Origin of the sequence: Curtobacterium sp. MCBD17_028, assembly GCF_003234875.1 — a bacterium.
In the GTDB taxonomy this organism is placed as follows: Bacteria; Actinomycetota; Actinomycetes; order Actinomycetales; family Microbacteriaceae; genus Curtobacterium.
On sequence record NZ_QKTQ01000001.1, the window covers coordinates 228,201 to 252,818 of the forward strand.

Annotated in this window: 18 protein-coding genes; 12 read left to right on the top strand and 6 right to left on the bottom strand. The window is 73.5% G+C overall.

What is annotated here, in order from left to right; genetic code table 11:
• Positions 1 to 52 precede the first annotated feature (52 nt).
• From DEI86_RS01075 to DEI86_RS01095, 5 genes are read right to left on the bottom strand one after another with little or no spacing between them, the layout of a single operon-like run.
• Positions 53 to 1,306, bottom strand: coding sequence for a hypothetical protein (locus tag DEI86_RS01075; RefSeq protein WP_111048591.1), 1,254 nt, complete (start codon positions 1,304 to 1,306; stop codon positions 53 to 55).
• Positions 1,306 to 2,694 (bottom strand): hypothetical protein, encoded by a 1,389-nt coding sequence (locus DEI86_RS01080; RefSeq protein WP_111008714.1) that lies wholly within the window; start codon positions 2,692 to 2,694, stop codon positions 1,306 to 1,308. The genes DEI86_RS01075 and DEI86_RS01080 overlap by 1 nt, the downstream gene beginning before the upstream one ends.
• A complete protein-coding gene (locus DEI86_RS01085) occupies positions 2,691 to 4,046 on the bottom strand; it encodes a hypothetical protein (protein ID WP_111036729.1) in 1,356 nt (451 codons plus the stop codon). Before DEI86_RS01085 ends, DEI86_RS01080 begins: the two co-directional genes overlap by 4 nt.
• Positions 4,043 to 5,446: a Wzz/FepE/Etk N-terminal domain-containing protein gene (locus tag DEI86_RS01090; protein WP_111008712.1), complete on the bottom strand. Its 1,404-nt coding sequence runs from the start codon at positions 5,444 to 5,446 to the stop codon at positions 4,043 to 4,045. Before DEI86_RS01090 ends, DEI86_RS01085 begins: the two co-directional genes overlap by 4 nt.
• Positions 5,443 to 6,693 (bottom strand): hypothetical protein, encoded by a 1,251-nt coding sequence (locus DEI86_RS01095; protein ID WP_111008711.1) that lies wholly within the window; start codon positions 6,691 to 6,693, stop codon positions 5,443 to 5,445. The genes DEI86_RS01090 and DEI86_RS01095 overlap by 4 nt, the downstream gene beginning before the upstream one ends.
• Positions 6,694 to 6,964: 271 nt before the next feature.
• Here DEI86_RS01095 and DEI86_RS01100 point away from each other — a divergent pair, with 271 nt between their 5' ends.
• The 8 genes from DEI86_RS01100 to DEI86_RS01135 all read left to right on the top strand — a co-directional run bounded on the left by DEI86_RS01100 (position 6,965) and on the right by DEI86_RS01135 (position 17,682).
• The gene (locus DEI86_RS01100; RefSeq protein WP_111012565.1) at positions 6,965 to 7,939 is read left to right on the top strand and encodes a glycosyltransferase; all 975 of its coding nucleotides are present in this window, start codon (positions 6,965 to 6,967) and stop codon (positions 7,937 to 7,939) included.
• Positions 7,940 to 8,218: 279 nt separating this feature from the next.
• A complete protein-coding gene (locus DEI86_RS01105; RefSeq protein ID WP_111048592.1) occupies positions 8,219 to 9,688 on the top strand; it encodes a sugar transferase in 1,470 nt (489 codons plus the stop codon).
• A gap of 16 nt (positions 9,689 to 9,704) precedes the next feature.
• Entirely contained in the window at positions 9,705 to 12,110 is a 2,406-nt protein-coding gene (locus DEI86_RS01110; protein WP_111048593.1) for a glycosyltransferase, read from the top strand.
• Between the two features lie 11 nt (positions 12,111 to 12,121).
• A complete protein-coding gene (locus DEI86_RS01115; protein ID WP_181435184.1) occupies positions 12,122 to 13,261 on the top strand; it encodes a glycosyltransferase in 1,140 nt (379 codons plus the stop codon).
• A complete protein-coding gene (locus DEI86_RS01120; RefSeq protein WP_111036732.1) occupies positions 13,258 to 13,893 on the top strand; it encodes an acyl carrier protein in 636 nt (211 codons plus the stop codon). The genes DEI86_RS01115 and DEI86_RS01120 overlap by 4 nt, the downstream gene beginning before the upstream one ends.
• The gene (locus tag DEI86_RS01125; protein WP_220038478.1) at positions 13,890 to 15,074 is read left to right on the top strand and encodes an acyl-CoA dehydrogenase family protein; all 1,185 of its coding nucleotides are present in this window, start codon (positions 13,890 to 13,892) and stop codon (positions 15,072 to 15,074) included. Before DEI86_RS01120 ends, DEI86_RS01125 begins: the two co-directional genes overlap by 4 nt.
• A complete protein-coding gene (locus tag DEI86_RS01130; protein WP_111012569.1) occupies positions 15,071 to 16,015 on the top strand; it encodes an amino acid--[acyl-carrier-protein] ligase in 945 nt (314 codons plus the stop codon). The genes DEI86_RS01125 and DEI86_RS01130 overlap by 4 nt, the downstream gene beginning before the upstream one ends.
• Positions 16,015 to 17,682, top strand: coding sequence for an alpha/beta hydrolase (locus DEI86_RS01135; protein ID WP_111048594.1), 1,668 nt, complete (start codon positions 16,015 to 16,017; stop codon positions 17,680 to 17,682). The genes DEI86_RS01130 and DEI86_RS01135 overlap by 1 nt, the downstream gene beginning before the upstream one ends.
• Positions 17,683 to 17,773: 91 nt before the next feature.
• Here DEI86_RS01135 and DEI86_RS01140 read toward each other — a convergent pair whose 3' ends face one another.
• Positions 17,774 to 18,253, bottom strand: coding sequence for a peroxiredoxin (locus DEI86_RS01140; protein WP_111008703.1), 480 nt, complete (start codon positions 18,251 to 18,253; stop codon positions 17,774 to 17,776).
• A gap of 266 nt (positions 18,254 to 18,519) precedes the next feature.
• Between DEI86_RS01140 and aceE the strand changes: the two genes are divergently transcribed.
• The 4 genes from aceE (at position 18,520) to DEI86_RS01160 (ending at position 24,594) form a co-directional block, all read left to right on the top strand.
• Positions 18,520 to 21,282 (top strand): pyruvate dehydrogenase (acetyl-transferring), homodimeric type, encoded by a 2,763-nt coding sequence (gene aceE, locus DEI86_RS01145; RefSeq protein WP_375334625.1) that lies wholly within the window; start codon positions 18,520 to 18,522, stop codon positions 21,280 to 21,282.
• Positions 21,283 to 21,298: 16 nt separating this feature from the next.
• Complete coding sequence (locus DEI86_RS01150) at positions 21,299 to 22,516, top strand: CdaR family transcriptional regulator (RefSeq protein WP_181434699.1); 1,218 nt, start codon at positions 21,299 to 21,301, stop codon at positions 22,514 to 22,516.
• Positions 22,517 to 22,633: 117 nt separating this feature from the next.
• Entirely contained in the window at positions 22,634 to 23,563 is a 930-nt protein-coding gene (locus tag DEI86_RS01155; RefSeq protein ID WP_111048595.1) for an ACP S-malonyltransferase, read from the top strand.
• Positions 23,564 to 23,604: 41 nt separating this feature from the next.
• Positions 23,605 to 24,594, top strand: coding sequence for a beta-ketoacyl-ACP synthase III (locus DEI86_RS01160; RefSeq protein ID WP_111048729.1), 990 nt, complete (start codon positions 23,605 to 23,607; stop codon positions 24,592 to 24,594).
• Positions 24,595 to 24,618: the final 24 nt, after the last annotated feature.

The window sequence follows — 24,618 nt, forward strand, 5'->3', positions numbered from 1 at the left end:
AGCGCTCGGGTCCCGTGAGGCTGCGCGGACCGGTCCTCCGTCGACACCCGCCCTACCCCTCGCCCTGGGCAGCTGCAGCCGCGGCGAGGTCCCGCACCACGTCGTACGCGGGCTTCGCGGTCCCGTCGGTGTCGCGGACCCCGAAGTTGTCCTCGGGGTCGCGGGCGCCGGTGTCGAGGTCCTGGTACGAGTAGATGACGATCGGGCCGGCCCACGCACGGGCGCCCCAGATCCGCGCCCCGACCGCCAGGTACCTCGCCTGCTGCGCGTCCGAGACGCCGCGATCGCTGTTCGTCGGGAACCCGAACTCGGTGGCCCACATGGCCTTGTCGGCGTCGCCGTTCGCCACCATGACGGCGCGCACGTCCGTCGCACCCCGGAGCCAGTTCCACGCGACGTCCGCGGTCGGCGGGTCGGGCCAGGAGTACGGGTGCATTCCCACCGCGTCGAGGTACGGACCGCCTCCGGCCGCGTAGACGCCACGGAGGAAGTCGGGTGGAGACCACGTGCCGCCGCCGGTCTTGCCCGGGGCGAGGCCGGTGGAGATCACGCCGACCGTGACGCCCGCGGTGATCGCGGCGGCACGGAAGGCACGGGCACCCGGGACGAGCAGGTCGCGGGTGTACGCCTGCGGTGACATCCCGGTGATGTTCACCTCGTTGCCGATCTCGACGGCACGCACCCCGGCTGCGAGCATCGGGGGCGAGGCACGGTCCATGAAGGCCGCGAAAGCCGGCCCGCATCCGCCGGGCGCCGAACTCGCCCACCCCGGCACGCCGGTGAGGACCGGGAGCACCGTGAGGCCGTGCGCCGTCGCCGCCCGGTAGACGGCGAGCGTGTGGGTGAAGTCGTACGAGTCCGGACCGGACGGCTCGATCGCCGCCCAGTTCAGGTCGAGCCGGACGATCGTCGCGCCCGTGGCGGCGATCCCGCGGAACAGCGTCGTCAGCCGCGCCGAGCCGAGGGTCATCGGCTGGTCGCCCTGGGTGAACCCGAGTCCCCCCATCCGCCGCAGGGCGTCCCGGGAGGCGCGGGTCGAGCTGTCGACGGCCGTGCCGGACCGCACCTGCGCGCTCGGCGCCGAGGCCGACGCCGACGGGGCGGCCGCGTCGTCCGCCGGGACGGAGCCGTGGTCACCGCAGGCCGACAGGGTCGACGCCGCGCCGGACGTCCGGTGCACCCACACGGCGCCGACGCCGACGAGCACGACGAGGGCCACCCCGCCCGCGACGAGGTACGCCCATCGGTGGCGGCGGCGTGCCCTCGTCGGGCGGTGCGCCCCGTCGCCGGGAGCGTGTGCCGCCATCAGACCTCCGGCACGACGATCGGGGCGACGGCCCCGGATCCGGCAGGCGGGAGGCCCGGTGCGGCGGGCTCGGTGGGCTCGGGGGCGTCGAGCAGCACGATGTCGGACTGGACGTCCGCGTGCCGCGGCATCGCCCGCACGAACACGGTGGTCTGGTACAGGACGGTGACGATCCCCGTCACGACGAACCCCGCGGCGAGGGCGTCCGCCGCGCCGATGAGCGCGGTGAGCAGGACGGCGAGGAGCCCGGCGCCGAACCCGATGAGGGAACCGCGGCTGATGACGCCGACGCGGTCGACGGCCACGAGCGCGACGCTCGTCATGTAGCTCCCGAGGACGCTGAAGCCCATGAACGCGCCGAGCATGAGTCCCGCGAACGCGGGCACCTGGACCTGGCCCGCGGTGAGCAGACCGCTCGCGACGGGCAGCAGCACGGTGTAGACCACCCAGGCCAGCACCGAGATGACGAGGATCGCGGCGAGCGAGCGCCGGAGGGCGCGGACGAGGGCACGTCCCTGCTGGGACGGGACCGCGGCCTGCATGTACTGATGCACCGGCTGCATCGCCATCGTCGCGAACCGCAGGAGCTTCTCGTTGAGCGCGTACAGCGGGAGCTGCGCCGGGATGAACCGCGCGACGATCACGAGCACGAGCGGGTAGTACGCGGCGACGGCGACGGCGACGGCGACGCCGTGGCGCTGTTCGCGGATGACCCGCCACGCGCCGGCCGCGTCGTGGACCCCGCCCGCGGGCCGCCGCACTCCGCCGAGGAGTCGCACGGACACGATGACGAACGCGGCGAGTGCGCCGGCGAGCTGCAGCGCCGAGAAGGCGATGAGCCCACCGCCCAGGGCGAGCGCGCCGACCCCGAGGACCGTCCCGACCACGCGCGGCACGGTGTCGGCCCAGAACAGCGCCACGGGCTCGCGTCGGCCGATGAGGGCCCACGTGCCGGAGAGTCCGCCCGCCGCCATCGCCACGCCGGCGACGACGGCGGCCAGGTGCGCGGTCGGCGCGATGACCCACGTCACGCCGACCGTGATGGCGAGGACGGGGACGAGCACGATCAAGCGGGCGACGATGGAGTCCCAGTAGGCGACGGCGTGCTCGCTCCGCGGCATCATCGCGATGCGGGCGGGCCCGGTGATGCCCCACCCGAACATCGTCAGGACGCTGAGGGACGACCCGACGGCCTGCCCCAGCGCGACCGCGGCCCAGGAGTGGGCGCTCGTGAGGGTGACGATCACGGGGATGGTGACGATGCTCGACGCCCCGGACACCACGACGGTCGCGAAGAACCAGCCGAAGGTGCGGATGCGGCGACCGACGCCCTCGCTGTCGACCCGGGCCTCCCGGCGGGTGCGTCCGTCGGTCTCGGTGGTGTTCACAACGGCCTCCTGGATGGACGGGGTGCGGGAACGGTGACGGGCCCGGTGTCGACGGCGCGGGCGTGTGAGCCCGATGCGCCGAGGACGAGCATGACGATCGACATGGCGGACGTGTACTCCCAGAGCTCGACGAAGAAGAACCCGACGAGGACGCCGATCCAGATCGTCACGGCGAGCGCGGCGCGGCGGTTGCCGCGGCGGCCGGCACGGTACAGCGCGACCGCGACCGCCAGGAACAGGACGATGGCGAGCACGCCGCCCACGCCGAACTGGAGCCACATCGAGATGTAGTAGTCGTCGGTGAAGACCTGGAGCGCGGAGCCCTTCGCCTGCGACGCGGCACCGGCGAATCCCAGTCCGCGTCCGAAGAACCGCGGTGACGCGGCGAGGAGCTGTCCCCAGACCGCGAAGCGCTCCAGGAGACTCCCCGCGTTCCCGAGGCCGACGGCCAGGAACCCGATCACCGCGAGGAGACCCCCGACGGCCGCTGCGACGCGGACCCATCCGGCGACGACGCCGCGGGTCAGGAACACGGCGGCCGCGATCGCGACCACGAACACGACGATGCCCGTGCGGTAGGTGCTGAACACGAGGCACGCGACCCCGGACGCGATCGCGACGATCCGCCACACGCGGTCGCGTCGGGCGTCCTCGAGGGTCCCCCACCAGAGCAGCGCGACCGCGCCGAGCACCCCGGCGAACGCGCCGAGCTGGTAGTTCGTGCCGAACGTCCCCATGGCGCGGAGCGTGGTGCCGATGTTGCGGATGTTCGTGCCGTAGGACAGGCCGGTCAGCGCCAGGAGCCGGTCGGACCCGAGCGCGGACTCGATGCCCGAGACGACGGCGTTGACGGCGAGCAGCGTGGTGAGCACCCGGAGCACCGTCCGGACCGTGCGCGCCGTCATCGTCGATGCCAACAGGGCGACGAGCAGGGGGATGAACACGTACCGCAGGCCGCTGAGCCACTGCGCGGACGGCAACTCGAACACCGCGAGGACGGTCGCGGGCAGGACGAGGGCCACCATGCCGAGCACCGGCCACCCGACGCGTCGGTCGATCCGCCCACGGAGGACGGCGACCAGTGCCGCGAGGATCGTCGCACCGAGGACGGCCATGTTCACCGCGGTGGCGCTGTGCACCGTGAGCAGCAGCGGCAGGGTCACCCCGTCGGCCGCGGCGGCGAAGCAGACCGCCACCGCGGGTACGAGCGCGACGAGCGGCAGCGCCACGAGGAGCACGATCGCGGCGGGTTGCGCCACGGCGGCGGCGCCGAGGCCGACGGCGGCCACGCTGCCGACGCCCACGACGGTTGCTCCGCGGCGACGGGAGCGCAGGGCCTCGCTCGTGCTCATGCCCCGGACGGTGCGGTCGCCGCGATGGACCGGCGGGCCGCCGCGTGCGCGGACGGGACCCGGACGTGAGCGGGGACCCGGACCGCCACGACGCCGAGGACCTCCTGCCCGCTCGTCCAGAGCCGCTCCACCACGGCGCTCAACGTCGGCGTGGTGACCTCGCCGATGCCGACGACGAGCACCACGGCGGTGGCGATGCGGGCGGCCGCGAGGGCCTCACTGAAGCCGTTCGCCGGCGGCGTGTCGACGAGGACGACCTCGGCGCTGCCGTGCAGATGGTCCACGACCGGCTGCAGGTTCCGGGCGGTGAACACGTCGCCCGCATCGGACCCGCGGCCGCCGGGGACGACGCTCAACGCGGGGAGCGACGCCGGGCGGAGCAGGACGTCCGACAACTCGGCACGGCCGTTCACGACGTCCACGAGGCCGCGCTCTCCGCGCACCGCGAGTCCGGCCTGGAGGTCGGACGACCGGAGGTCCATGTCGAGCACCGTCGTCGGGACACCGGCACGGGCGAACGCCGTCGCCACGTCGGCGACGACGGTCGTCACGCCCTCGCCCGTCGTGCTCCCGAGGAACGTGATGGTGGGCCGGTCGCCTGCCCGGGCGAGGAGCGACTCGCGGAGGTCACGGACGGCCTCCGTCCACGCGGGGACCGACGACCGGTCGTGCCAGGCGCGGGCCGGGAGGCGCGGGAGCCGTCCGATGACCGGTGCGTCGGCGATCGCGGCGGCCTGCTCGGCGCTCCGGACCCGACGGTCGGCCGCGCCGAGCGCGAGCGCGATGCCGATCCCGACGATCAACCCGGCCACGAGCCCGAGGAGGACCACGACGAGTCGCCCGGGGCTGGTCGGACCGGTCGGGGTGGTCGGCACGCTGACGGTCGAGAGCCGGAGGTCCGCGGGCGTCGTGTCCCCGGACGCCCCGGCCGTGGCGGTGCTGGTACCCGCCGCGCTCGTGGGTGAGAGCAGGTCGGGTGCGACCTGGATGAACCGGTTCGTGACCGCCGCGGCGAGCGCACGGGCGGCGCGCGGGCTGCCCGCGTCCGCCGTGACGGTGATGATCGCCGTGTCGGTCCCCGCGGTCGCCGAGACGTCCTTCGCGAGGGCGGCGACCCCGGTCGACAGGTGGAGCTGTTGGATGACGGGCTCCAGCACCGACGAGCTCGTGATCGCCGACGTGTAGGTCGGCAGGACCTGGCTGATGTACGACGCGCCCTGTAGGCGGTCCGTCGTGCTGCCGCTCGAGCGGATCGTCACGAGCACCTGCGACGACGAACTGTACGTCGGGCTCGCGGTGGCGCTGTAGACGGAACCGCCCACGACGCCGAGGACGACGGCGACGAGCACGAGTGCCCAGTGCCGGAGGACGGTGCGGACCGCGTCGGGTGCGCTCATCATGCGTGGTGCTCCTCTCGCACCCGAGCGGCCGGGGTGACGGCGGCTCGGAGCGACTGTTCGAATCGGTCCTGGTCGATGATCCCGGTCTCGTCCCAGAGGGCGATCGAGGCCTCGGACCCGACCAGCGACATCTGGACGTACGGGTTCGCGACGTGCCCCGGGTGCACGAGGATCGTGCCCAGGAGCGGGGTCGCACCCGGTCGCCAGACGGCGTCCGGGATGAGTGAGGGGAAGACGGAGAGGGCGACGTCGAACTGCGTGCGGATGACGTCGCCGGACGGGATCGGGAAGGGGTGTCGCACGCGGTCGCGGACCAGGCCGACGACGTCGCCGACGAGGGCCGCGAGCGGTGCCCGCGTCTCGATCGCCCGGCGGACCTGCTCGTGCACCGAAGCCGCGTCGCGTCGCATCGTCCGGAGCCGACCGATCGGGTACGACGTCGAGAACGGGCCCTGGACCCGCTCGCCGCGGGGCGCCCAGCGACGGAGGTCGACGTTCATCCGGATGGTGAAGTCGGTCGTCGGCGGGACGGCGTCGGCGATGGCGTCGAGCACGGCGGCCGACAGCTTCATGCCGCGCGTGGTGCGGCGCCCGGCTCCGTCGACCGCACGGGCGTCGAGCGTGCGCAGTTCCTGTTCGTCGAGCTGGACGGTGCGGAACCCGCGGAGGCGCCGTGCACGGTCGACGGCGAGCCCGCCGGGTACCTGGGGGTCGGGTGGCACCTGTCGCTCCGCGTCCCGCCGGGCCGCCCGGGCGAGACGGAGCGGGCCGGGACGGTCGAGCCCCGCGACCCGCATGGTGGCGGCCAACGGCCGCCGGGTCGGCGGGCGCACGGTGCGCCCCTCCGGCTCACCCGCGGCGATCGCGAGCACGCGCCGGATGTGGTGGCCGCTGGAGGCGCCGTCGAAGAGGTCGTGCGGCACGAGGACCGCGATCAGTCCGCCGGACACGAGCATCCGGATCGGGAGGACCGCGTAGCCGGCGTCGAGGAGGTGCGTCGCCATCTCGGCCGGTTCCAGGCCGTCGACGGCGACGTCGAGGACGTCGTCCGCGAGCGAGTCGGCGGCGCGGCGGGAGACGTGCCCCCAGGCCCGGTCCGGACGGTAGGCGCGACGGAGCTCGCTGCCGTCGTCGCTGATCAGGTGTCGGTGGAGGGCGTCGGGCAGGGCGTCGATGACGTCCTCACGGACGGGACCGAGGACCACGACCAGGTCGAGTTGGTCGTGGAGCCGCTCACGAATGGGCATGGGTGGGCGCCGTTCGGGTATGGAGCCGGGCGTTCGGGTACGCCACCGTCGGTTCGCTCGACGTCAGGCTGCGGGGTTTCGGGTCCTCGCCGCGAGTCGTGCCCTGGGTTCGGGGTCCGGGGCACCGTGGTCGTGACGCCGGTTCGGGTCGGCGTCAGCGGGTTGACTGGCTCGTCGTGGCTGCGACAATAGCGACGCTCAGCGCCGATGTCCAGTACCCGTCCGGCTCGTGCGCCGACCCTGACCCGAACCCGAGAAACGCGAGACCCGAATGTCGCACCTCCCGACCATCTCCGTCGTCGTCCCGTCCTACCGACGCCTCGACCGCCTGTCCGACATGCTCGACCACTGGCTCCGACAGGACCTCGACGAGCTCGTCGTCGTGCTCGACGGCCCGCACGACGGGGCGGAGGCCGCGCTCGCCCGGGCGACGGCGGACCCCCGCATGCGCCTCATCACGCTCCCCGAGAACCGCGGGAGGTCGATCGCGCGCTCGGTCGGGCTCGAGGCCGCCACCTGCGACGTCGTGCTCGTCGCCGACGACGACGTCCTGCCGCTCGAGGGGCTGGTCGAACGCCACCGGGCCTTCCACGCGGAGCACCCCCGCAGCGCCCTGCTCGGCTACATGCCCGTGCGTCTGACACCCCGTCGGGGCCGCGACGAGGCGGCGACCCGCATCTACGCCCGCGACTACGAGAACCAGGTCGCGGTCTGGCGCACCGGGGACGCCATGACGCTGCTGACGTCCTTCTGGGGTGGCAATGCGAGCATCCCCCGCGACCTCTACCGCGAGGCCGAGGCGTACCGGCCGCCGGTGGAGCTCGGCTACAACGAGGACCTCGACCTCGGGCTCCGGCTCGCGGCCATCGGCGCGGGCGCCGGCTTCGACGAGCGTGCCGCGGCTCGGCACCTGCACACCCGGGGCATCGACGCGTTCGTCGCCGAGTGCGTCGTGCGCGGCGAGGCCGTCGCGGATCTCGAGGACCTGTGGCCGGAACTCCCCGGCCAGCTCGGTGACCTCGTCGTCGTGCCGGCCACCCACGGGCGCCTCGGGCGGATCCAGCAGCACATCGGCGACCGCGACACGCCCGGGACATCCGAGTCGATCATCCGGATCGCGTACCGAGTCGCCGGCGTGTTCCGCGCGTGGCGCCTCCAGGACGCCCTGGCCCGGTTCCTCCGCCGTGCCATGGCGATCCGGGGGTACCGACTGCGCCGCGCCCTCCACCCGACGCCGGTCGGCTGACCGACGGCGACACGCCGCTGGACGCCCGTCCGGGTCAGGAATCCCGTCACGGTTGCTTGACGCTCGCGAGCCGGGGCAATATCGTGACCAGCACGCGGAACCCGAATCCGCTCGACCCTCGGTTACCCGGCCAGGATCGACCCTCCGACTGCTCAACCGCGTCGTGCCCCGAACACGACCGCGGACCCGTCGTTCCCGAAGACGACGAGTGCGTCGGCGATCGTCGTCCCCGAACGGATCGCCGTCGGTCACCTGTTGACCCGAAGAGCAGGCTCACCCATGTCGAATGCAGTGTTCGACGCGCCCGGCAACCCCGACCCGGACGCGCCCACCGCTGAATCCCCCATCTGGACGGATGCCCCGCACGCCGTTGCGGTGCCCGACCGGTCCGCCGAACGGCTCCGTGCCGTGGTGGGTCTGACGGACGCCGTGCTCGTCGTGGCGGCACTCGGAGCCTCGATGCTCGTACCCGACCTCTCCCGCTCCACGATCTCCCGCATCGCCCTGCTCGCAGGTGTCGCCGTGGTCTGGATCGTGTGGCTCGCGGTGTTCGAGCGACGTGGCCTCCTCGGGCTCGGCAACGGGAACCACGGTGTGGGGGCGATCCTCACCGCGACGGCTGCGTCCGTCGCGACCCTCGCCCTCGCATCGTGGTCCACCGGGATCGACCTCCGTGGCGTCGGCCTCCCCTGGGCCGTCGCCGCGGGGGTCGTCCTCCTCCTCGTGGCCCGGCTGTCCTGGGTGCGGTGGATCCGACGCGAACGACTCGCGGGCCGCCTGCGCCGCCGGATCGTCCTCGTCGGCTCCCCCGCCGGCATCGCCGAGGCCACCGCACACCTCACCAGCCGTGTCGCCGCCGGGTGGGACGTCGTCGCATCGGTCGTGCCCGCGCCCGACGCCCTCGACGTCGACCTCCCCGTGCGCGTCGCCGAGGCGCTCGACGCGACCGGGGCGGACCTCGTCCTCGTGACCGGGGCCGACGCCCTGACCGCGGACCGGGTCCGGAAGCTCAGCTGGGACCTCGAACACCGCGCCTGCGAACTCGTCGTCGCCCCGACCATCGTCGACGTCGCGACCGGGCGGCTCCGGAGCGAACGCATCGCGGGTCTGTCCGTGCTGCACGTCGCCGCGCCCACCTACACCGGGCCGCAGCGCGTGGTGAAGCGGGCGACGGACGTCGTGGGCTCCCTCCTGTTGCTCGCGGCGCTCTCGCCGCTCCTCCTCGTCGTCGCGATCGCGGTCCGGACCACGAGCGCCGGCCCGGTGTTCTACCGGCAGGAGCGGATCGGCGCCGGGCACCGGGCATTCGACATCCTCAAGTTCCGCTCGATGGTGACCGACGCCGACGCCCACCTGCACAAGCTCCTGGCCGCGCAGGGCACCAGCGACCGGCCCCTGTTCAAGATCGCGGACGACCCCCGGCTGACCCGGATCGGGGCGTTCATCCGCCGGTACTCCATCGACGAGCTGCCCCAGCTCGTCAACGTCCTCCGCGGCGACATGAGCCTCGTCGGTCCCCGTCCCCAGCGGCCCGCCGAGATCGCCCTCTACGACGCCAGCGCACACCGACGTCTCAAGGTGCGCCCCGGCATGACCGGCCTCTGGCAGGTGAGCGGCCGCTCCCGCCTGTCGTGGCAGGAAGCCATCCGCCTCGACCTCGACTACGTCGAGAACTGGTCCCTCGCCCTCGACCTCGGGATCCTCTGGCGCACTGCTCGTGCCGTCGTCGGTTCCGACGGCGCCTACTAGGAAGGAACGACGAGTCATGCCCGGACTCATCGTCCACGAGTGGATCGGCCGTTCCGGCGGGTCCGAGAAGGTCCTCGACGCCTTCGCCCGCATGTACCCGGACGCGGACGTGTTCTGCCTCTGGAACGAGGCGCCCGACCGCTTCGCAGCCGGACGGGTCACCGAGAGCCTCCTCGCTCGCACCCCGCTCCGCGGTCGCAAGGCCCTGGCGCTCCCCGCGATGCCCGCCGTGTGGCGTCGGCTCCGCGCCGAGGGGTACGACTGGGTGCTGTCGAGCTCGCACGCGTTCTCGCACCAGGTCGTCGCCCACTCGGCCGTGCCCGCCGACCGGCACTTCGCGTACGTGCACACGCCCGCCCGGTACGTCTGGACCCCGGAGTTCGACGGCCGCGGGAACGGGCTCGCGAGCCGGATCGCCGCCGTGCCGCTCCGCGTGACCGATCGGCGCCGCGCTGCGGCCCATCGGAACATCGCGGCGAACAGCGCCTTCGTGCAGGGCCGCATCCGCGACACCTGGGGCAAGGACTCCCGCGTGATCCACCCGCCGGTCGAGGTCGCCGACCTCCAGGCCGTGTCCGACTGGCGGGCCCTGCTCGACGACGACGAACGCCGCGTCCTCGACGCCTTACCGGCCGGTTACGTACTCGGTGCCTCCCGGTTCATTCCCTACAAGCGACTCGACCTCGTGATCGCGGCCGGCGAGGCCGCCGGGCGTCCCGTCGTGCTCGGCGGGGGCGGCCCGGAGCAGGCGGCGCTCGAGGCCCACGCCGCGGCGGCGCGTGTGCCCGTCCGGTTCGTGCTCGACCCGTCCGACCGGCTGCTCCGGGCCGTGATGGCGCAGGCGGCCGTGTACGTGTTCCCGGCCGTCGAGGACTTCGGCATCATGCCGGTCGAGGCGATGGCGCTCGGCGTCCCGGTCGTCGTCGGACCGACCGGCGGCGCGACCGAGTCGGTCGTCGACGGCGTCACGGGCGCGGTGGCGTCCGGCCTCGGCGCGCACGAACTCGCGGCCGCCGTCGACCGTGCCGTCACGGTCGACCCCGACGCCTGTCGCCGACGGGCGCGGGACTTCGGCGCCGAGCGGTTCGCCGACGAGGTGCGGGACTGGATGCTCCCGGTCCTCGCCGGTGGCACGGCGGCGGCGCTCGTCACGGCGGGCTCCGGCGTGCCGATCGCCGCGGCCGCGACGTCCGCCCCGGCCTGGTCGGTGACCCGGCACGGCGTGACCGCCGTCGCGAGGGACGAGCCGGCCGACACGGCGTCGGCCCCGCTCCGCCCCGGTGCGCGGCGGTCCGAGCACGACCTCGACGACGAGCCCCTCCTCGCGGTGCCGGTCCCCGGCCGCGGGCCGCGTACCGGCCGCCGCGGTCGGCGCTCCCCCGTCGGCGCCCGCATCGTCGTGAACGGCGCCTTCCGCACGCAGCGGGTGACGGGGCAGCAGCGGTACGCGACCGAGATCGCGGATCGGCTGTCGGGCCTCCCGGACGTCCGCGAGACCGCGGCCGGCACCGGTGGGGACCGTCCGATCGCCGCCTGGGCCCGAGCCCAGTCCGCTGGCGTCGGCCGGTCCGCCGACGAGTACCTGCTCACGCTGACGAGCCGCGGTCCCGCGCTCGCGGCCCGGCACGTCGTCGTCGTGCACGACCTGTTCGTCCTCGACCACCCGGAGTGGTTCAGCCGGCGGTACGTCGCGACGCACGCGCCGGTGCTGCGGACCCAGCTCCGCTCGGCCGCCCTCGTGGTCGCGGTGAGCGAGCCCATCGCGGGGCGCGTCCGGGCCCTGCTCGGCCCGGGCACCCCGGTCGTCACGGTGCCGAACGCGCCCGCGGACCCGTTCCGCCCCGGCCTCCCGGTGCCCGAGTCCGCCGGTGCGCGTGAGGCCGCCGGACGGTACGTGCTCGCCGTGGGCAGTGACGACCCGCGCAAGAACACCGCCCGGCTCGTCGCCGCGCACGCCGCGCTCCCGGAGGCCCTGCGGACGACGCACCCCCTCGTGATGGTCGGCGGCGGGAGCGCGATCTACGCGCGCACCGACGCGGACGACCGTGGGGCGCTCCGCCTCGGGTACGTCGACGACGCCGAGCTCGCCCGCCTCTACGCCCACGCCGCGCTGGTGGCGTTCCCGAGCCTCGACGAGGGCTTCGGCCTCCCCGCCGTCGAGGCGTTCGCCGCCGGATCGGACGTCCTCGTCTCGGACGTGCCGGCCCTGCGCTGGGTGTGCGGTGACGACGCCACCTACGTGGACCCGACCTCGACCGACGCGATCCGCGACGGGCTCGCCGCCGCGCTCACCGGGCCGACCCCCGCCGACGAGCGCGCCCGCCGGGCCGCGACGATCCGCGACCGGTTCTCGTGGGACCGCAGCGCCACGCTCCTCCACGACGCGGTGACGCGCCTGGTCCGGGCGGGAGGCGCGGCATGAGGATCGCACATGTGTCCAGCTCCCTGCTCAGTCCGCTGGGCGGCGCCGAACAGTACTGCCTCGCACTCGCCGGAGCACAGGTCCGGCGCGGGCACGACGTCACCGTCGTCACCGGATGGGTCGACGACGGCGCCCGCGCCCTCGTGGCCGCGACGGGCGCACGGCTCGTCGTCGTGCCCGGACGCCGTCCCTACTCGCCGGACCGCCAGGGCACGGGCCGCCTCGCCCGGGTCCGGTTCCACGCGGCCGAGCTGCGCGACTCCCTCCGTCCGACGGCCATCACCCGTTTCCTCGAGGACGGCGGGTTCGACGCCGTGCACGTCCACCGGTTCTCCGGGTTCGGGGCCGCACCGTTCCGGCTCGCCGGTCCGCGGGTGGTGCACACCGCGCACGACTTCACGCTCGTCCACACGTCGGCGTCCCTGACGCGCGGCGACGCCCCGATCGACCACGTCGGTCGGGTCCAGGGGCTCCGATCGCGCGTCGTCGCCGCTGCCATCCCGCGCGACGCGACGCTCATCTTCCCCAGCGAGCGCACGCGCGACCGGCACGCGGAACGCGGTTTCCGACTCGACGCCCACCGGAGCACGGTGCTGCCGCACGGCTGGTCGGCGCCCCGGGACGCCCCGCCGCGGAGCGAGTCCGACGTGCTCCGCGTCCTGTTCCTCGGCAAGCTCGCCGAGCACAAGGGGATCCCGCTGCTGCTCGAGGCGTGGGGCGCCGGCGTCCCGGGCGCCACGCTCACCGTCGGCGGTGACGGCCCCCTGCGCGACGCCGTGTCGGCGGCCGACGCGGTGGTCGCTGCCGGTTGGCTCGACGAGGCCGGGCGGGCCCGCGCCCTCGCCGAGACCGACCTGCTCGTGATGCCGAGCCGGTGGGCCGAGAACTTCCCGATCGTCGTGGCCGAGGCCCTGCTCGCCGGGGTGCCCGTCCTCACCACGACCACGGCGTCACCCCCGCTCGTCGTGGACGGCGACAGCGGCCTCGTCGTGCCGCCCACCGCCGCCGCGCTCCGGGGCGCGATCGAACGACTCGTCGACGACCGCGCGCTCCGCGCCGCACTCCGCGCGGGAGCGACCCGTCGCGCCGAGGAACTCGACATGGACCGGCACGTCGACCGGGTCCTCGAGCACTACGGAGCGTCCGCATGAGCCCCCGCATCCGGGTCGGCACGGACATGATCGCCGTGCAGACGGTCGCCGCGAGCATCGACCGGTTCGGCGACCGCTACCTCGACCGCATCCTGTCGCCCAGGGAGCGGCTCCAGTGCCACGACGAGCCGCACCGCGTCGCCGCGCGCTTCGCCGGCAAGGAGGCCGTGGTCAAGCTGCTCCGCCCGGCTCCCGACGAGCCGGTGCTGCCGCACGACGTCGAGATCCTCAGCCTGCCGAGCGGCGCACCCGTCGTCCGGCTCCACCGCGCCGCCCGTGACCGATCGGTCCGCGAACGGCTCCAGTCCGTGAGCGTCTCGCTCACCCACGAGGGCGGATTCGCCGCCGCGACCGCCGTCTCCGTCATCCGGGGGAAGGAACACCAGCCAATGTCCACGATCATCCGCGAGGTCCTCGAGCGCCACGGCCACCTCTCCGTCCCCGTCGCCCAGGTCCTCGACACCGACGACCTGTACCAGGTCGGCTTGACGTCACACGCGACCATCACGGTCATGCTGGCCGTCGAGGAGGAGTGCGACATCGAGTTCCCCGACGAGGCGCTCACCCGCAGCACCTTCGCCACGATCGCGTCGATCGAGGCGGTCGTCCGCGCTCAGGCGGTGGCAGCGTGACGGTCCTCCCCGACGTCCGCGCCACGGACGTCGTCTCCCTGCACGACCGCGCGGTCGAGGCCGCGGGTGTCGCCGCCGAGTGGGCGGACCGGATCGACGCCGAAGGACGGTTCCCGAGCGAGTCCGTGGCGGCGCTGCGCCGACTCGGACTGCTCGCAGCGGTCCTCCCGGTCGATCTGGGCGGCGAGGGCGCCACGCTCACGGAACTCGCCGACGTCGCCACCGTCCTCGGCGGTGCCTGCGCCTCCACGGCCATGGTGTTCGCGATGCACGTCGGGCAGGTCGCCACGCTCGTCCGCCACGGCGGCACGAGCGTCGCCGCCGCCCGGCTCCTCGCCCGGGTCCGGGACGAGGGCGCCCTCATCGCGTCGGCCACGACCGAGATCACGACCGGCGGCGACACCGGATCGAGCGGCTGCTCGGTCGAGGCCACCACCTGCGGCGTGCGTCTCGCCAAGGAGGCCCCGGTCATCTCCTACGGTCTCCATGCCAGCGCGGTGCTCGCCACCGCGCGCCGGACCCCGGACAGCCCGCCGTCCGACCAGGTGCTCGTGGTCTGCCCGGCCGAGCGCACCGAACTCGTGCGTCGGAGCGGCTGGGACACCCTCGGCCTCCGCGGCACAGCGAGCGAGGGGTTCTCGCTGACCGCCGAGGTCGACGCGGACCACCTGCTCGCCCAGCCCTTCGCCGAGATGTCGGCGCAGACCATGACGCCGGTGTCGCACGTGCTCTGGGCCGCGGCCTGGCTCGGCATGGCCCGGAGCGCCACCGAGACCGCCCGCGCGTCGGTCCGTCGCGCCGCCCGCAAGGCCCTCGGCACCACCCCGCCCGCAGCACTCCGCCTCGCCGAGGTCGAGCTGCGCGTGCAGTCCCTGGCCGACACGATCGAGGCGTCCGCGCGACGGTGGGAGGCGGCGGCGAACGAGCCCGCCGTGCTCGAGTCCGTGGCGACGGCCCGCTGGGTCAACGGCCTCAAGGTCACGGCGAGCGAAGCCGTGCTCGACATCGTCTCCCGCGCGCTCGTGATCACGGGCATCGCGGGGTACCGGCTCGGAGACCCGTCGAGCCTGGGCCGGATCGTGCGCGACGCGCACGGCACCGCCCTCATGGTCGGCAACGACCGCATCCTGCACCACAACGCCAAGATCGCAACCATCAGCAACGGAAGGTCGAACCCGTGACCGACACGACAACAGCACCGCAGACCACCGACCTCGACGCCGCCCGCCTCGCGTTCCGCGACGAGCTCGTCGACGCCGGCCTCCTCGTCCCCGCCGGGGAGCCCGGCCTCTTCGGCCGCAACGGCACGTTCGACGACGTCGTCGACGCCGTCGACCGGTACATTACGCTCGGGTTCGCCGAGCTCGCCCCGGAGCGGATCCGCTTCGCCCCGGTCATCGCCCGGTCCGCCTTCGAGCGCACCGACTACGTGGCCTCGTTCCCGCAGCTCACGGGTGCCATCCACACGTTCACGGGCTCCGACCGCGACCACGCCGCGCTCCTCGCCGCGCGTGCCGCGGGCGAGGACTGGGACCGGTTCCTGCACCCCGGCGAGACCATGCTCGTGTCCGCCGTGTGCCACCCGCTCTACGACCACCTGGCGGGCCAGCAGGTCGACGGTCGCGTGTTCGACGTCGTCGGGTACACGTTCCGCCACGAGCCCTCCGACGACCCGATGCGGCTCCAGTCGTTCCGCATGCACGAGTTCGTCTACGTGGGCGGCGAGGACGACGCCAGGACCTTCCGCAACACGTGGAGCGAGCGCCAGGCCGCGATGCTCGCCGCCCTCGGGCTCGACGTCACCCGCGTCCCCGCGAACGACCCCTTCTTCGGCCGCGCCGGCAAGTTCCTCGCCGCGAACCAGCTCACCGACGAGCTGAAGATCGAGGTCACCGTCCCGATCTACCCAGGGCTCTCCGACGGCACCGCGATCGCCAGTGCGAACAGTGCGGCCGACCACTTCGGCGCACCCTTCGGGATCACGACCGCGGACGGCACCGTCGCCCACACGTCGTGCATCGCGTTCGGCATGGAGCGGATCACGCTCGCCCTCTTCCGCACGTTCGGGACCTCGCTCGCCGACTGGCCGGTCTCGACGCTCGACCAGCTGTCGCTGCGCTGATGCCGGCGCTCGACACGTGGCTCGGCGGTGGGGCCGTGCTCGCGACCGTCGAACGCCCCACCCGGCCCGGTTCCACCGGGGTCGTCGTCTGCCCACCGTTCGGGCACGAGCACGTCCTCGCCTACCGGACCGAACGCCTCCTCGCCGCGCGACTCGCGGACCACGGCATCGCCTCCGTGCGCTACGACCACCCCGGCAGCGGGGACTCCGTCGTCGCCGCGACCGCGACGTCCCATCGTGACGGCGCACGGCTCGCGGCGGAGGCGCTGCGCACCGCCGGCTGCACCCGAATCGTGTACGTCGGCCTCGCGTCCGGGGCCCTCGTCGCGGTCGCGGCCGCCGACGACGACCCGGACGCCGCGGGGCTCGTGCTCTGGGACCCGCCGCGGTCCGGACGCTCCTGGCTCCGCGCGGCACGGGCACTCGCCGCGGTCTCGGTGGCGGGGATCGACACCAGACCCGGATCGGCGGTCACCACCGCCCACGACGGCACGGTCACCGTGGTGGGTGCGGACATCCCCGCCGACCAGGCAGCGGCGATCGGGGCCCTCGGGTACCCGACCGGACCGGCCGACCGCATGCCCGTGCTCGTGGCGGTGCGGAACGACGGGGACCGCCGTGTCCCGGCCGGGTACGACCGGGACGGGATCGACATCGTGCGGGTCGACGGGCACGAGGCGCTCCTCGGCGTGTCGAGCCTCTCCGCGCGCATCCCCGCCGCGAGCGTCGACGCCGTCGGCGAGTGGGTGACCCGCCGTGTGCCGCCCGAGCCCGTCCCGGCGCCGATGGAGCTCGTCCCGACCGAGCGGGCGGTCGTCGACCAGGACGTCGAGGAACACCTCGTCCGCATCGGACCGGACCACCTCTTCGCCGTCGACACCAGGCCGCGGCACGGCGACGACGCCCCGACCGTGGTGCTGCTCAACGGTTCGTCCGAACACCGCATCGGCGTCACGCGCCTGCAGGTCGCCCTCGCTCGACGACTCGCCGCGGCCGGCATCCGGTCCGTCCGTGTCGACCGTCGGGGCACGGGCGAGACCGGACTCGTCGCCGCCGACGAGCCGAGCCTGCTCTTCACCCAGGAGTGGATCGACGACGTCAGCCACGTCCTCGACCACCTCGCGCTCCCGGCCGACCGGGTCGGGATCGTCGGACTCTCGGTCGGCGGGTGGTTGGGCCTCCGGGCCGCCGCAGGCCGTGCCGGGTTCGTGGTCGGCCTCAGCCAGGCGGACTACCGGTCCCGCCCCGCAGCACCGGGTGCCGTCGCGGCCGAGGACGCGGAGGCACGGCCCCACGTCCGCACACGCCGCGAAGCGCTCGTCGCCGCCGTCAAGCGGCACCTGCCGTACCGCGTGGCGTTGGCGCTGGCCCGGCGTGGACACCTGCAGTTCGTCGAACCCGTCGTCCGCGCGCCGCTCGCGGCCGGCACCGACGTGACCCTCGTGCTCGGTCCGGGCGACGGCGCGGTCTTCCGGGCACGGGGCGGCGCCACGGCAGCCCACCGGCTCGCGCATCTGCCCGGGACGCTCCGGGTCGTGGAGCTCCCGGAGGCCGACCATGCGATGTTCGGTGCCGCGACGCGCGAGGCGGCCACGGAGGCCGTGCTCGCCACCGCCGTTGCGGCCTTCGTCCAGGACCCGTCCGTCCGGCAGGCCGTGGGCGTCTGACGACCGAGGGGCCGTGCCGGGTCGGCACGGCCCCTCGGCGCACGGCCCCTCGCCGCACGGCCCCTCGCCGCAGGGCCCCTCGCCGCAGGGCTCAGGCGGCGGCGGGTGCGGGCGTCAGGCGATCGAGCGCGGCTCGGTACTCGCTGACGTCGCGTGCGAGCCCCGGCTCGGTGATGATCGAGGCGCGGATCCGACCGTCGGTGTCGATGACGAACGTCGCGCGGTTCGCGAAGCCCTTCTTCTCGAGGAAGACCCCGTACTCCTTGCTGACCGCACCGTGCGGCCAGAAGTCCGCGAGCAGCGTGAAGTCGTACCCGTTCGAGTCGGCGAACGAGCGGAGCGTGGCCTTCGAGTCGACGCTGATGCCGATGAGCTCGACGCGGTGGTCGGCGAACATCGCGATGTTGTCGCGGAGCGCGCAGAGCTCGCTCGTGCAGGTCGAGGAGAACGCGAGCGGGAAGAACACGAGCGCCACCGGACGCACCCCGCGGAAGTCGCTGAGGCGGACGTGCTCGCCGCGCTGGTCCGGCAGTTCGAAGTCGGGAGCGAGGGAACCGATCTCGAGTGCCATCTGGCGTGCTTCTCTCTGGGTCTGCCCCGGTCGCGGGACGGCATGGGTCCCGGCTGCATCACGCGCACACCCGGGCGGGCGCGCGCACGACGTGAGATCCTACGCCGACGGCACGCGAACGCAAGCGCGGTGCCCGATGCGCGTGCGCTGGCACCGAGCCGCGCGAGCGCGTCGGACGCGGGAACTAGAGTGGTCTCGCCCATCCACGCGTCGTGACCCGGCGACGGATGCATCGACATGTCCACCACGAACGAACGAGGTCAACGGTGACGGTGAACGACCAGGACCCCCAGCGTCAGCCATGGATCGCGGGTGCCGACACCCAGGACCAGGACCCGGAGGAGACCGCCGAGTGGCGTGAGTCCCTCGACGGCCTGGTCGCCGCGAACGGCCACGGCCGGGGGCGCGAGGTCATGCTCAGCCTGCTGCAACGCTCGCGCGAGCTCCACCTGGGCGTGCCGATGGTCCCGACCACCGACTACGTCAACACGATCGCGCCCGAGAACGAGCCGGAGTTCCCGGGCGACGAGGACCTCGAGCGCCGCTACCGCCGCTGGATCCGCTGGAACGCCGCCATCACGGTGCACCGCGCCCAGCGCCCCGGTGTCGCGGTCGGCGGCCACATCTCGACCTACGCGTCGAGCGCCGCCCTGTACGAGGTCGGCTACAACCACTTCTTCCGCGCGCAGGACCACCCGTCCGGCGGCGACCAGGTCTTCTTCCAGGGCCACGCCTCCCCCGGCATGTACGCCCGGGCGTACCTGGAGGGCCGTCTCAGCGAGGACCAGCTCGACGGCTTCCGGCAGGAGCACTCGCACCAGGGCGGCGGACTGTCGTCGTACCCGCACCCGCGTCTCATGCCCTCGTTCTGGCAGTTCCCGACGGTCTCGATGGGCATCGGGCCGATCAACGCGATCTACCAGGCGCAGCAGGCCAAGTACCTGACGAACCGCGGCATCAAGGACGCCTCGGAGCAGCAGGTGTGGGCGTTCCTCGGCGACGGCGAGATGGACGAGGTCGAGTCCCGGGGCCAGCTGCAGGTCGCGGCGAACGACGGCCTCGACAACCTGAACTTCGTCATCAACTGCAACCTCCAGCGCCTCGACGGCCCGGTGCGCGGCAACGGCAAGATCATCCAGGAGCTCGAGGCGTTCTTCCGCGGTGCGGGCTGGAACGTCATCAAGGTCGTCTGGGGTCGCGAGTGGGACGACCTCCTCGCCCGCGACACCGAGGGCGCGCTCCTCAACCTGATGAACCGCACCCCCGACGGTGACTACCAGACGTACAAGGCCGAGAACGGCGCGTACGTCCGCGAGAACTTCTTCGGACGCGACCCGAAGGCGCTCGCACTCGTCGAGGACTACACGGACGACCAGATCTGGAACCTCAAGCGCGGCGGCCACGACTACCGCAAGGTGTACGCGGCGTTCAAGGCGGCCTCCGAGCACAAGGGCCAGCCGACCGTCATCCTGGCCAAGACGGTCAAGGGCTACGGACTCGGTCCGAGCTTCGAGGGCCGCAACGCGACCCACCAGATGAAGAAGCTGACGCTCGACAACCTCAAGCAGTTCCGCGACGAGATGCGGATCCCCGTGTCGGACGCGCAGCTCGACGAGAACCCCTACCTGCCGCCGTACTACCACCCCGGACACGACGACGAGGCCGTGCAGTACATGCACGAGCGTCGGCGTGCCCTCGGCGGGTACGTCCCGGAGCGCCGGACCAGGTACACGCAGGTGACGCTGCCGGACGACGGCCGGTACGCCATCGCCAAGAAGGGCTCGGGCAAGCAAGAGGTCGCGACGACCATGGCGTTCGCCCGCCTGCTCAAGGACCTGCTCCGCTCGCCCGACTTCGGCGACCGCGTCGTGCCGATCATCCCGGACGAGGCCCGCACGTTCGGCATGGACGCGTACTTCCCGACCGCGAAGATCTACAACCCGAACGGCCAGCACTACACCTCGGTCGACCGCGAGCTCCTCCTCGCCTACAAGGAGAGCCCGCAGGGACAGATCATCCACGTCGGGATCAACGAAGCGGGAGCCCTCGCGGCCTTCACCGCGGTCGGCACGTCCTACTCGACGCAGGGTGAGCCGCTCATCCCGGTCTACGTCTTCTACTCGATGTTCGGGTTCCAGCGCACCGGCGACGCCCTGTGGGCCGCTGGCGACCAGATGGCGCGCGGGTTCCTCATCGGCGCCACCGCGGGCCGCACGACGCTGACGGGTGAGGGTCTGCAGCACGCCGACGGCCACTCGCTGCTCCTGGCGTCGACGAACCCGGCCGTGGTCGCGTACGACCCCGCGTACGGGTACGAGATCGCACACATCGTGCAGTCCGGACTCGACCGCATGTACGGCACGAACGAGGACGGCTCGCCGAAGCACGCCGACCCGAACGTCATGTACTACCTCACGGTGTACAACGAGCCGCTCGTCCAGCCGGCGGAGCCGGAGCACGTCGACGTCGACGGCATCGTGCGCGGCATGTACCTGCTCAAGGGCGCCGAGCACGACGGCCCGAAGGCGCAGCTGCTCGCGTCCGGTGTCGCCGTGCCGTGGATCCTCGAGGCCCAGCAGCTGCTGGCCCAGGACTGGGGCGTCTCCGCCGACGTCTGGAGCGTCACGAGCTGGAACGAGCTCCGTCGTGACGGCCTCGCCGCCGCATCGGACGCCTTCCTCCACCCCGAGGAGCAGCCGCGCACGCCCTTCGTCACCGAGAAGCTCCAGGGCACGCACGGCCCCGTCGTCGCCGTGAGCGACTGGTCGCACGCGGTTCCCGACCAGATCCGCGAGTTCGTCCCGAGCGACTACGCGACGCTCGGAGCCGACGGCTTCGGCTTCTCGGACACCCGTGCCGCCGCGCGTCGGGTCTTCCTGATCGACGGCCCGTCGGTGGTCGTGCGGACACTGCAGCAGCTCGTGCGTCGCGGTGAGATGGATCCGTCGGTGGTCCGTCAGGCGATCGACAAGTACCGCCTGTGGGACGTCACGGCCGGCACGACCGGCAGCGCGGGCGGCGAGAGCTGACCCGCCCGTGAGCGCACTGCGCGCCGATGCCCTGGGCCGGGCGGGCGACCGGGGACGGACGCTCGCCTGGCTCCGCCAGGTGTCGGGCGAACTCGCGAGCGCGACCATCAAGCGTCTCGAGGACACGCTCCCCTGGTACGGCGAGATGCCGCCCGGCCGCCGGTCGGCCGTCGGCCTGGTCGCACAGGCGGGCATCACGTCGTTCATCGCCTGGTTCGAGGACCCCGCGGCCACTCCGTGGATCGCGGCCGACGTCTTCGGCGCGGCACCGCGCGAACTGCTCCGGTCGGTGAGCCTGCAGCAGACGCTCCAACTCATCCGCGTCGTGGTCGAGGTCGTCGAGGACCGCGTGAAGGACGGCGACGACGGCCTGCAGGAGGCCATCCTCCTGTACTCCCGCGAGATCGCGTTCGCCGCGGCGGACGTCTACGCCCGGGCCGCGGAGGCACGCGGGCTGTGGGACGCCCGACTCGAGGCCCTCGTCGTCGACTCGATCCTGTCGGGCGAGTACGACGACGAGCTGCCGAGCCGGATCGCCGCGCTCGGCTGGCACGGGCACGGCGAGGTCGCGGTGCTCGTCGGCACCGCGCCGCCGCAGCTCGAGGTGGACACGATCCGTCGGACCGCCCGGCACCTCGACGCGGACGTCCTGATCGGTGTGCAGGGGGCGCGCCTCGTCGTCGTGATCGGCCGGGCCACGCCCCGGGACGACACACCCGAGGGTGAGGACCCGACCTCGTTCACGACCATCGCCGAGGCCCTCGCACCGTCCTTCGGCGACGGACACCTGGTCCTCGGCAACGAGGTCCCGGGTGTCGTCGACGCCTCGACGAGCGCCAAGGCCGCCCTCGCCGGCTTCGCGGTGGCCCGTGCCTGGCGGGGCGCGCCCCGACCCGTGCTGGCCGACGACCTGCTGCCCGAGCGTGCCCTCGCGGGCGATCCCCTGGCGCGGACGGCGCTCGTCCAGCGGATCTACACGCCGCTCAAGGACCAGTCGGGCGAACTCCTGCAGACCCTCTGGTGCTACCTCGACACGGGACGCAGCCTCGAGGCAACGGCGCGGGAGCTGTTCGTCCACCCGAACACGGTCCGCTACCGGCTCCGCCGGGTGGCCGACGTCATCGGGTGGGACGCCACCCACGCCCGCGACGCGCTCATCGTGCAGTCGGCGCTCATCATCGGGGCGATGTCGGAGTCCACGGGCCAGCGACGACGCCGACCGCCACGGCGCTGACCGACACCGTCCCGGTCACCAGGGCGGGTCCCTTCGTTCGGGTCCCACAATGTCGGACCCGATTTCTGTGACGGTCCGCACACACGCGTGCCCCTGCACGCCGGGGAGGATTGTCCGGTGATCGTCGTCGTCGCCCCCGGACAGGGCTCGCAGACCCCCGGATTCCTCGCCCCGTGGCTGGAGGACCCGGCCGTCCGTGACCGGGTCGCCGCGTGGTCGGACGCGATCGGCGTCGACCTCGTCGCGCACGGAACGACGAGCGACGCCGACACCATCCGCGACACCGCCCTCGCGCAGCCCCTCATCGTCGCCGCGGGACTCGTGACCGCGGACGCGCTGCTCGCCGACGGGCGCCGGACCCTCGTCGGCGGCGTCGCCGGGCACTCCGTCGGCGAGTTCACCGCCGCCGCGATCGCGGGTGTGCTCGCCCCCTCGGACGCCGTCGCGCTCGTCGCCGAACGCGGACGCGCCATGGCCGACGCCGCCACCCGCACGCCGACCGGCATGAGCGCCGTCCTGGGCGGCGACCAGGAGGCCCTCCCCGCCGCGATCGAGGCGGCCGGGCTCAGCGCCGCCAACCACAACGGCGGCGGTCAGACCGTCGTCGCCGGTCGCGTCGAGGCGCTGGCCGCGTTCGCCGCGGAGCCGCCCGCCAAGGCCCGGGTCGTCCCCCTCAGCGTCGCCGGTGCGTTCCACACGGACTTCATGGCCCCCGCGGTCGACCGCGTGGCCCCGCTCGCCGCAGCGGCCTCGGTGGCCGACCCGACCCTCCCGATCTGGACCAACGCGGACGGCTCCCGTGTCGACGACGGCCGCCGCTTCGTGGACCTCATGGTGCGGCAGATCGCGAACCCGGTGCACTGGGACGCCGTCATGGACTCGTTCGTCGCCGCCGGGGTCACCGGCATCGTCGAACTCGCGCCGGCCGGTGCGCTCGTCGGGCTCGCCAAGCGGGCCATGCGCGGCACGCCGGCCGTCGCGGTGAAGTCGCCCGAGGACCTCCCCGCCGCGATCGACCTGCTCGAGTCGGCGGGAGCGGCCGCGTGAGCGCGGACGAGGGCGTCCTCGACCCGGCGCCGTCGCGCCCGATGCTCGCCCAGCGGACCGGTCACGCCTTCACCCGCATCCTCGGCATCGGGGCGGCCCGGGGCGAGCACGCGGTCCCGAACGACGACCTCGTCGGGCCGATCGACTCGTCGGACGAGTGGATCCGCCAGCGCACCGGCATCGTCACCCGTGCGCGGGCCGGTGACGGCGTCCAGGCCGTGGACCTCGCCGAGGCGGCGTCCCGCGAGGCGATCGCGGCCGCCGGGATCACGGCGGACCAGATCGGCGTCGTGCTCGTCTCCACCGTCACGAACACCGTCGCGACGCCGTCGATGGCGTCGCTCCTCGCCGAGCGCATCGGCGCCGCGCCCGCCGCCGCCTACGACATCAGCGCCGCGTGCGCCGGCTACGCGTACGGCATCGCCCAGGCCGACTCCTTCGTCAAGACGGGCGTCGCCGACCACGTGCTCGTCGTCGGGGCCGAGAAGCTGAGCGAGATCGTCGACCCCACGGACCGTTCGATCTCGTTCCTGCTCGGCGACGGCGCCGGCGCGGCCGTGGTCGGGCCGAGCGACACCCCGGGCATCGCGCCGACGGTCTGGGGATCCGACGGCTCCAAGTGGGACGCCATCCGCATGACGAGCACGTTCTCCGAGTGGCGCGCGGGCGGCGAGCAACCCACCATCCGTCAGGAGGGCCAGACGGTCTTCCGCTGGGCGGTGTGGGAGATGGTCAAGGTCGCCAAGCGCGCGCTCGAGGTCGCCGGCGTGGAGGCCTCGGACCTCGCCGCGTTCGTACCGCACCAGGCGAACATGCGGATCATCGACGAGTTCGCCAAGCAGCTCGGGCTCCCGGAGCGCGTGGTGATCGGCCGCGACATCACGACGACCGGCAACACGTCGGCCGCGAGCATCCCCCTCGCGACACACCGCCTGCTCGAGGAACACCCGGACCTCCACGGCGGTCTCGCCCTGCAGATCGGCTTCGGCGCCGGACTCGTGTTCGGCGCGCAGGTCGTCGTGCTCCCCTGACCGTTCCACCCGGCGTGCCGCCTG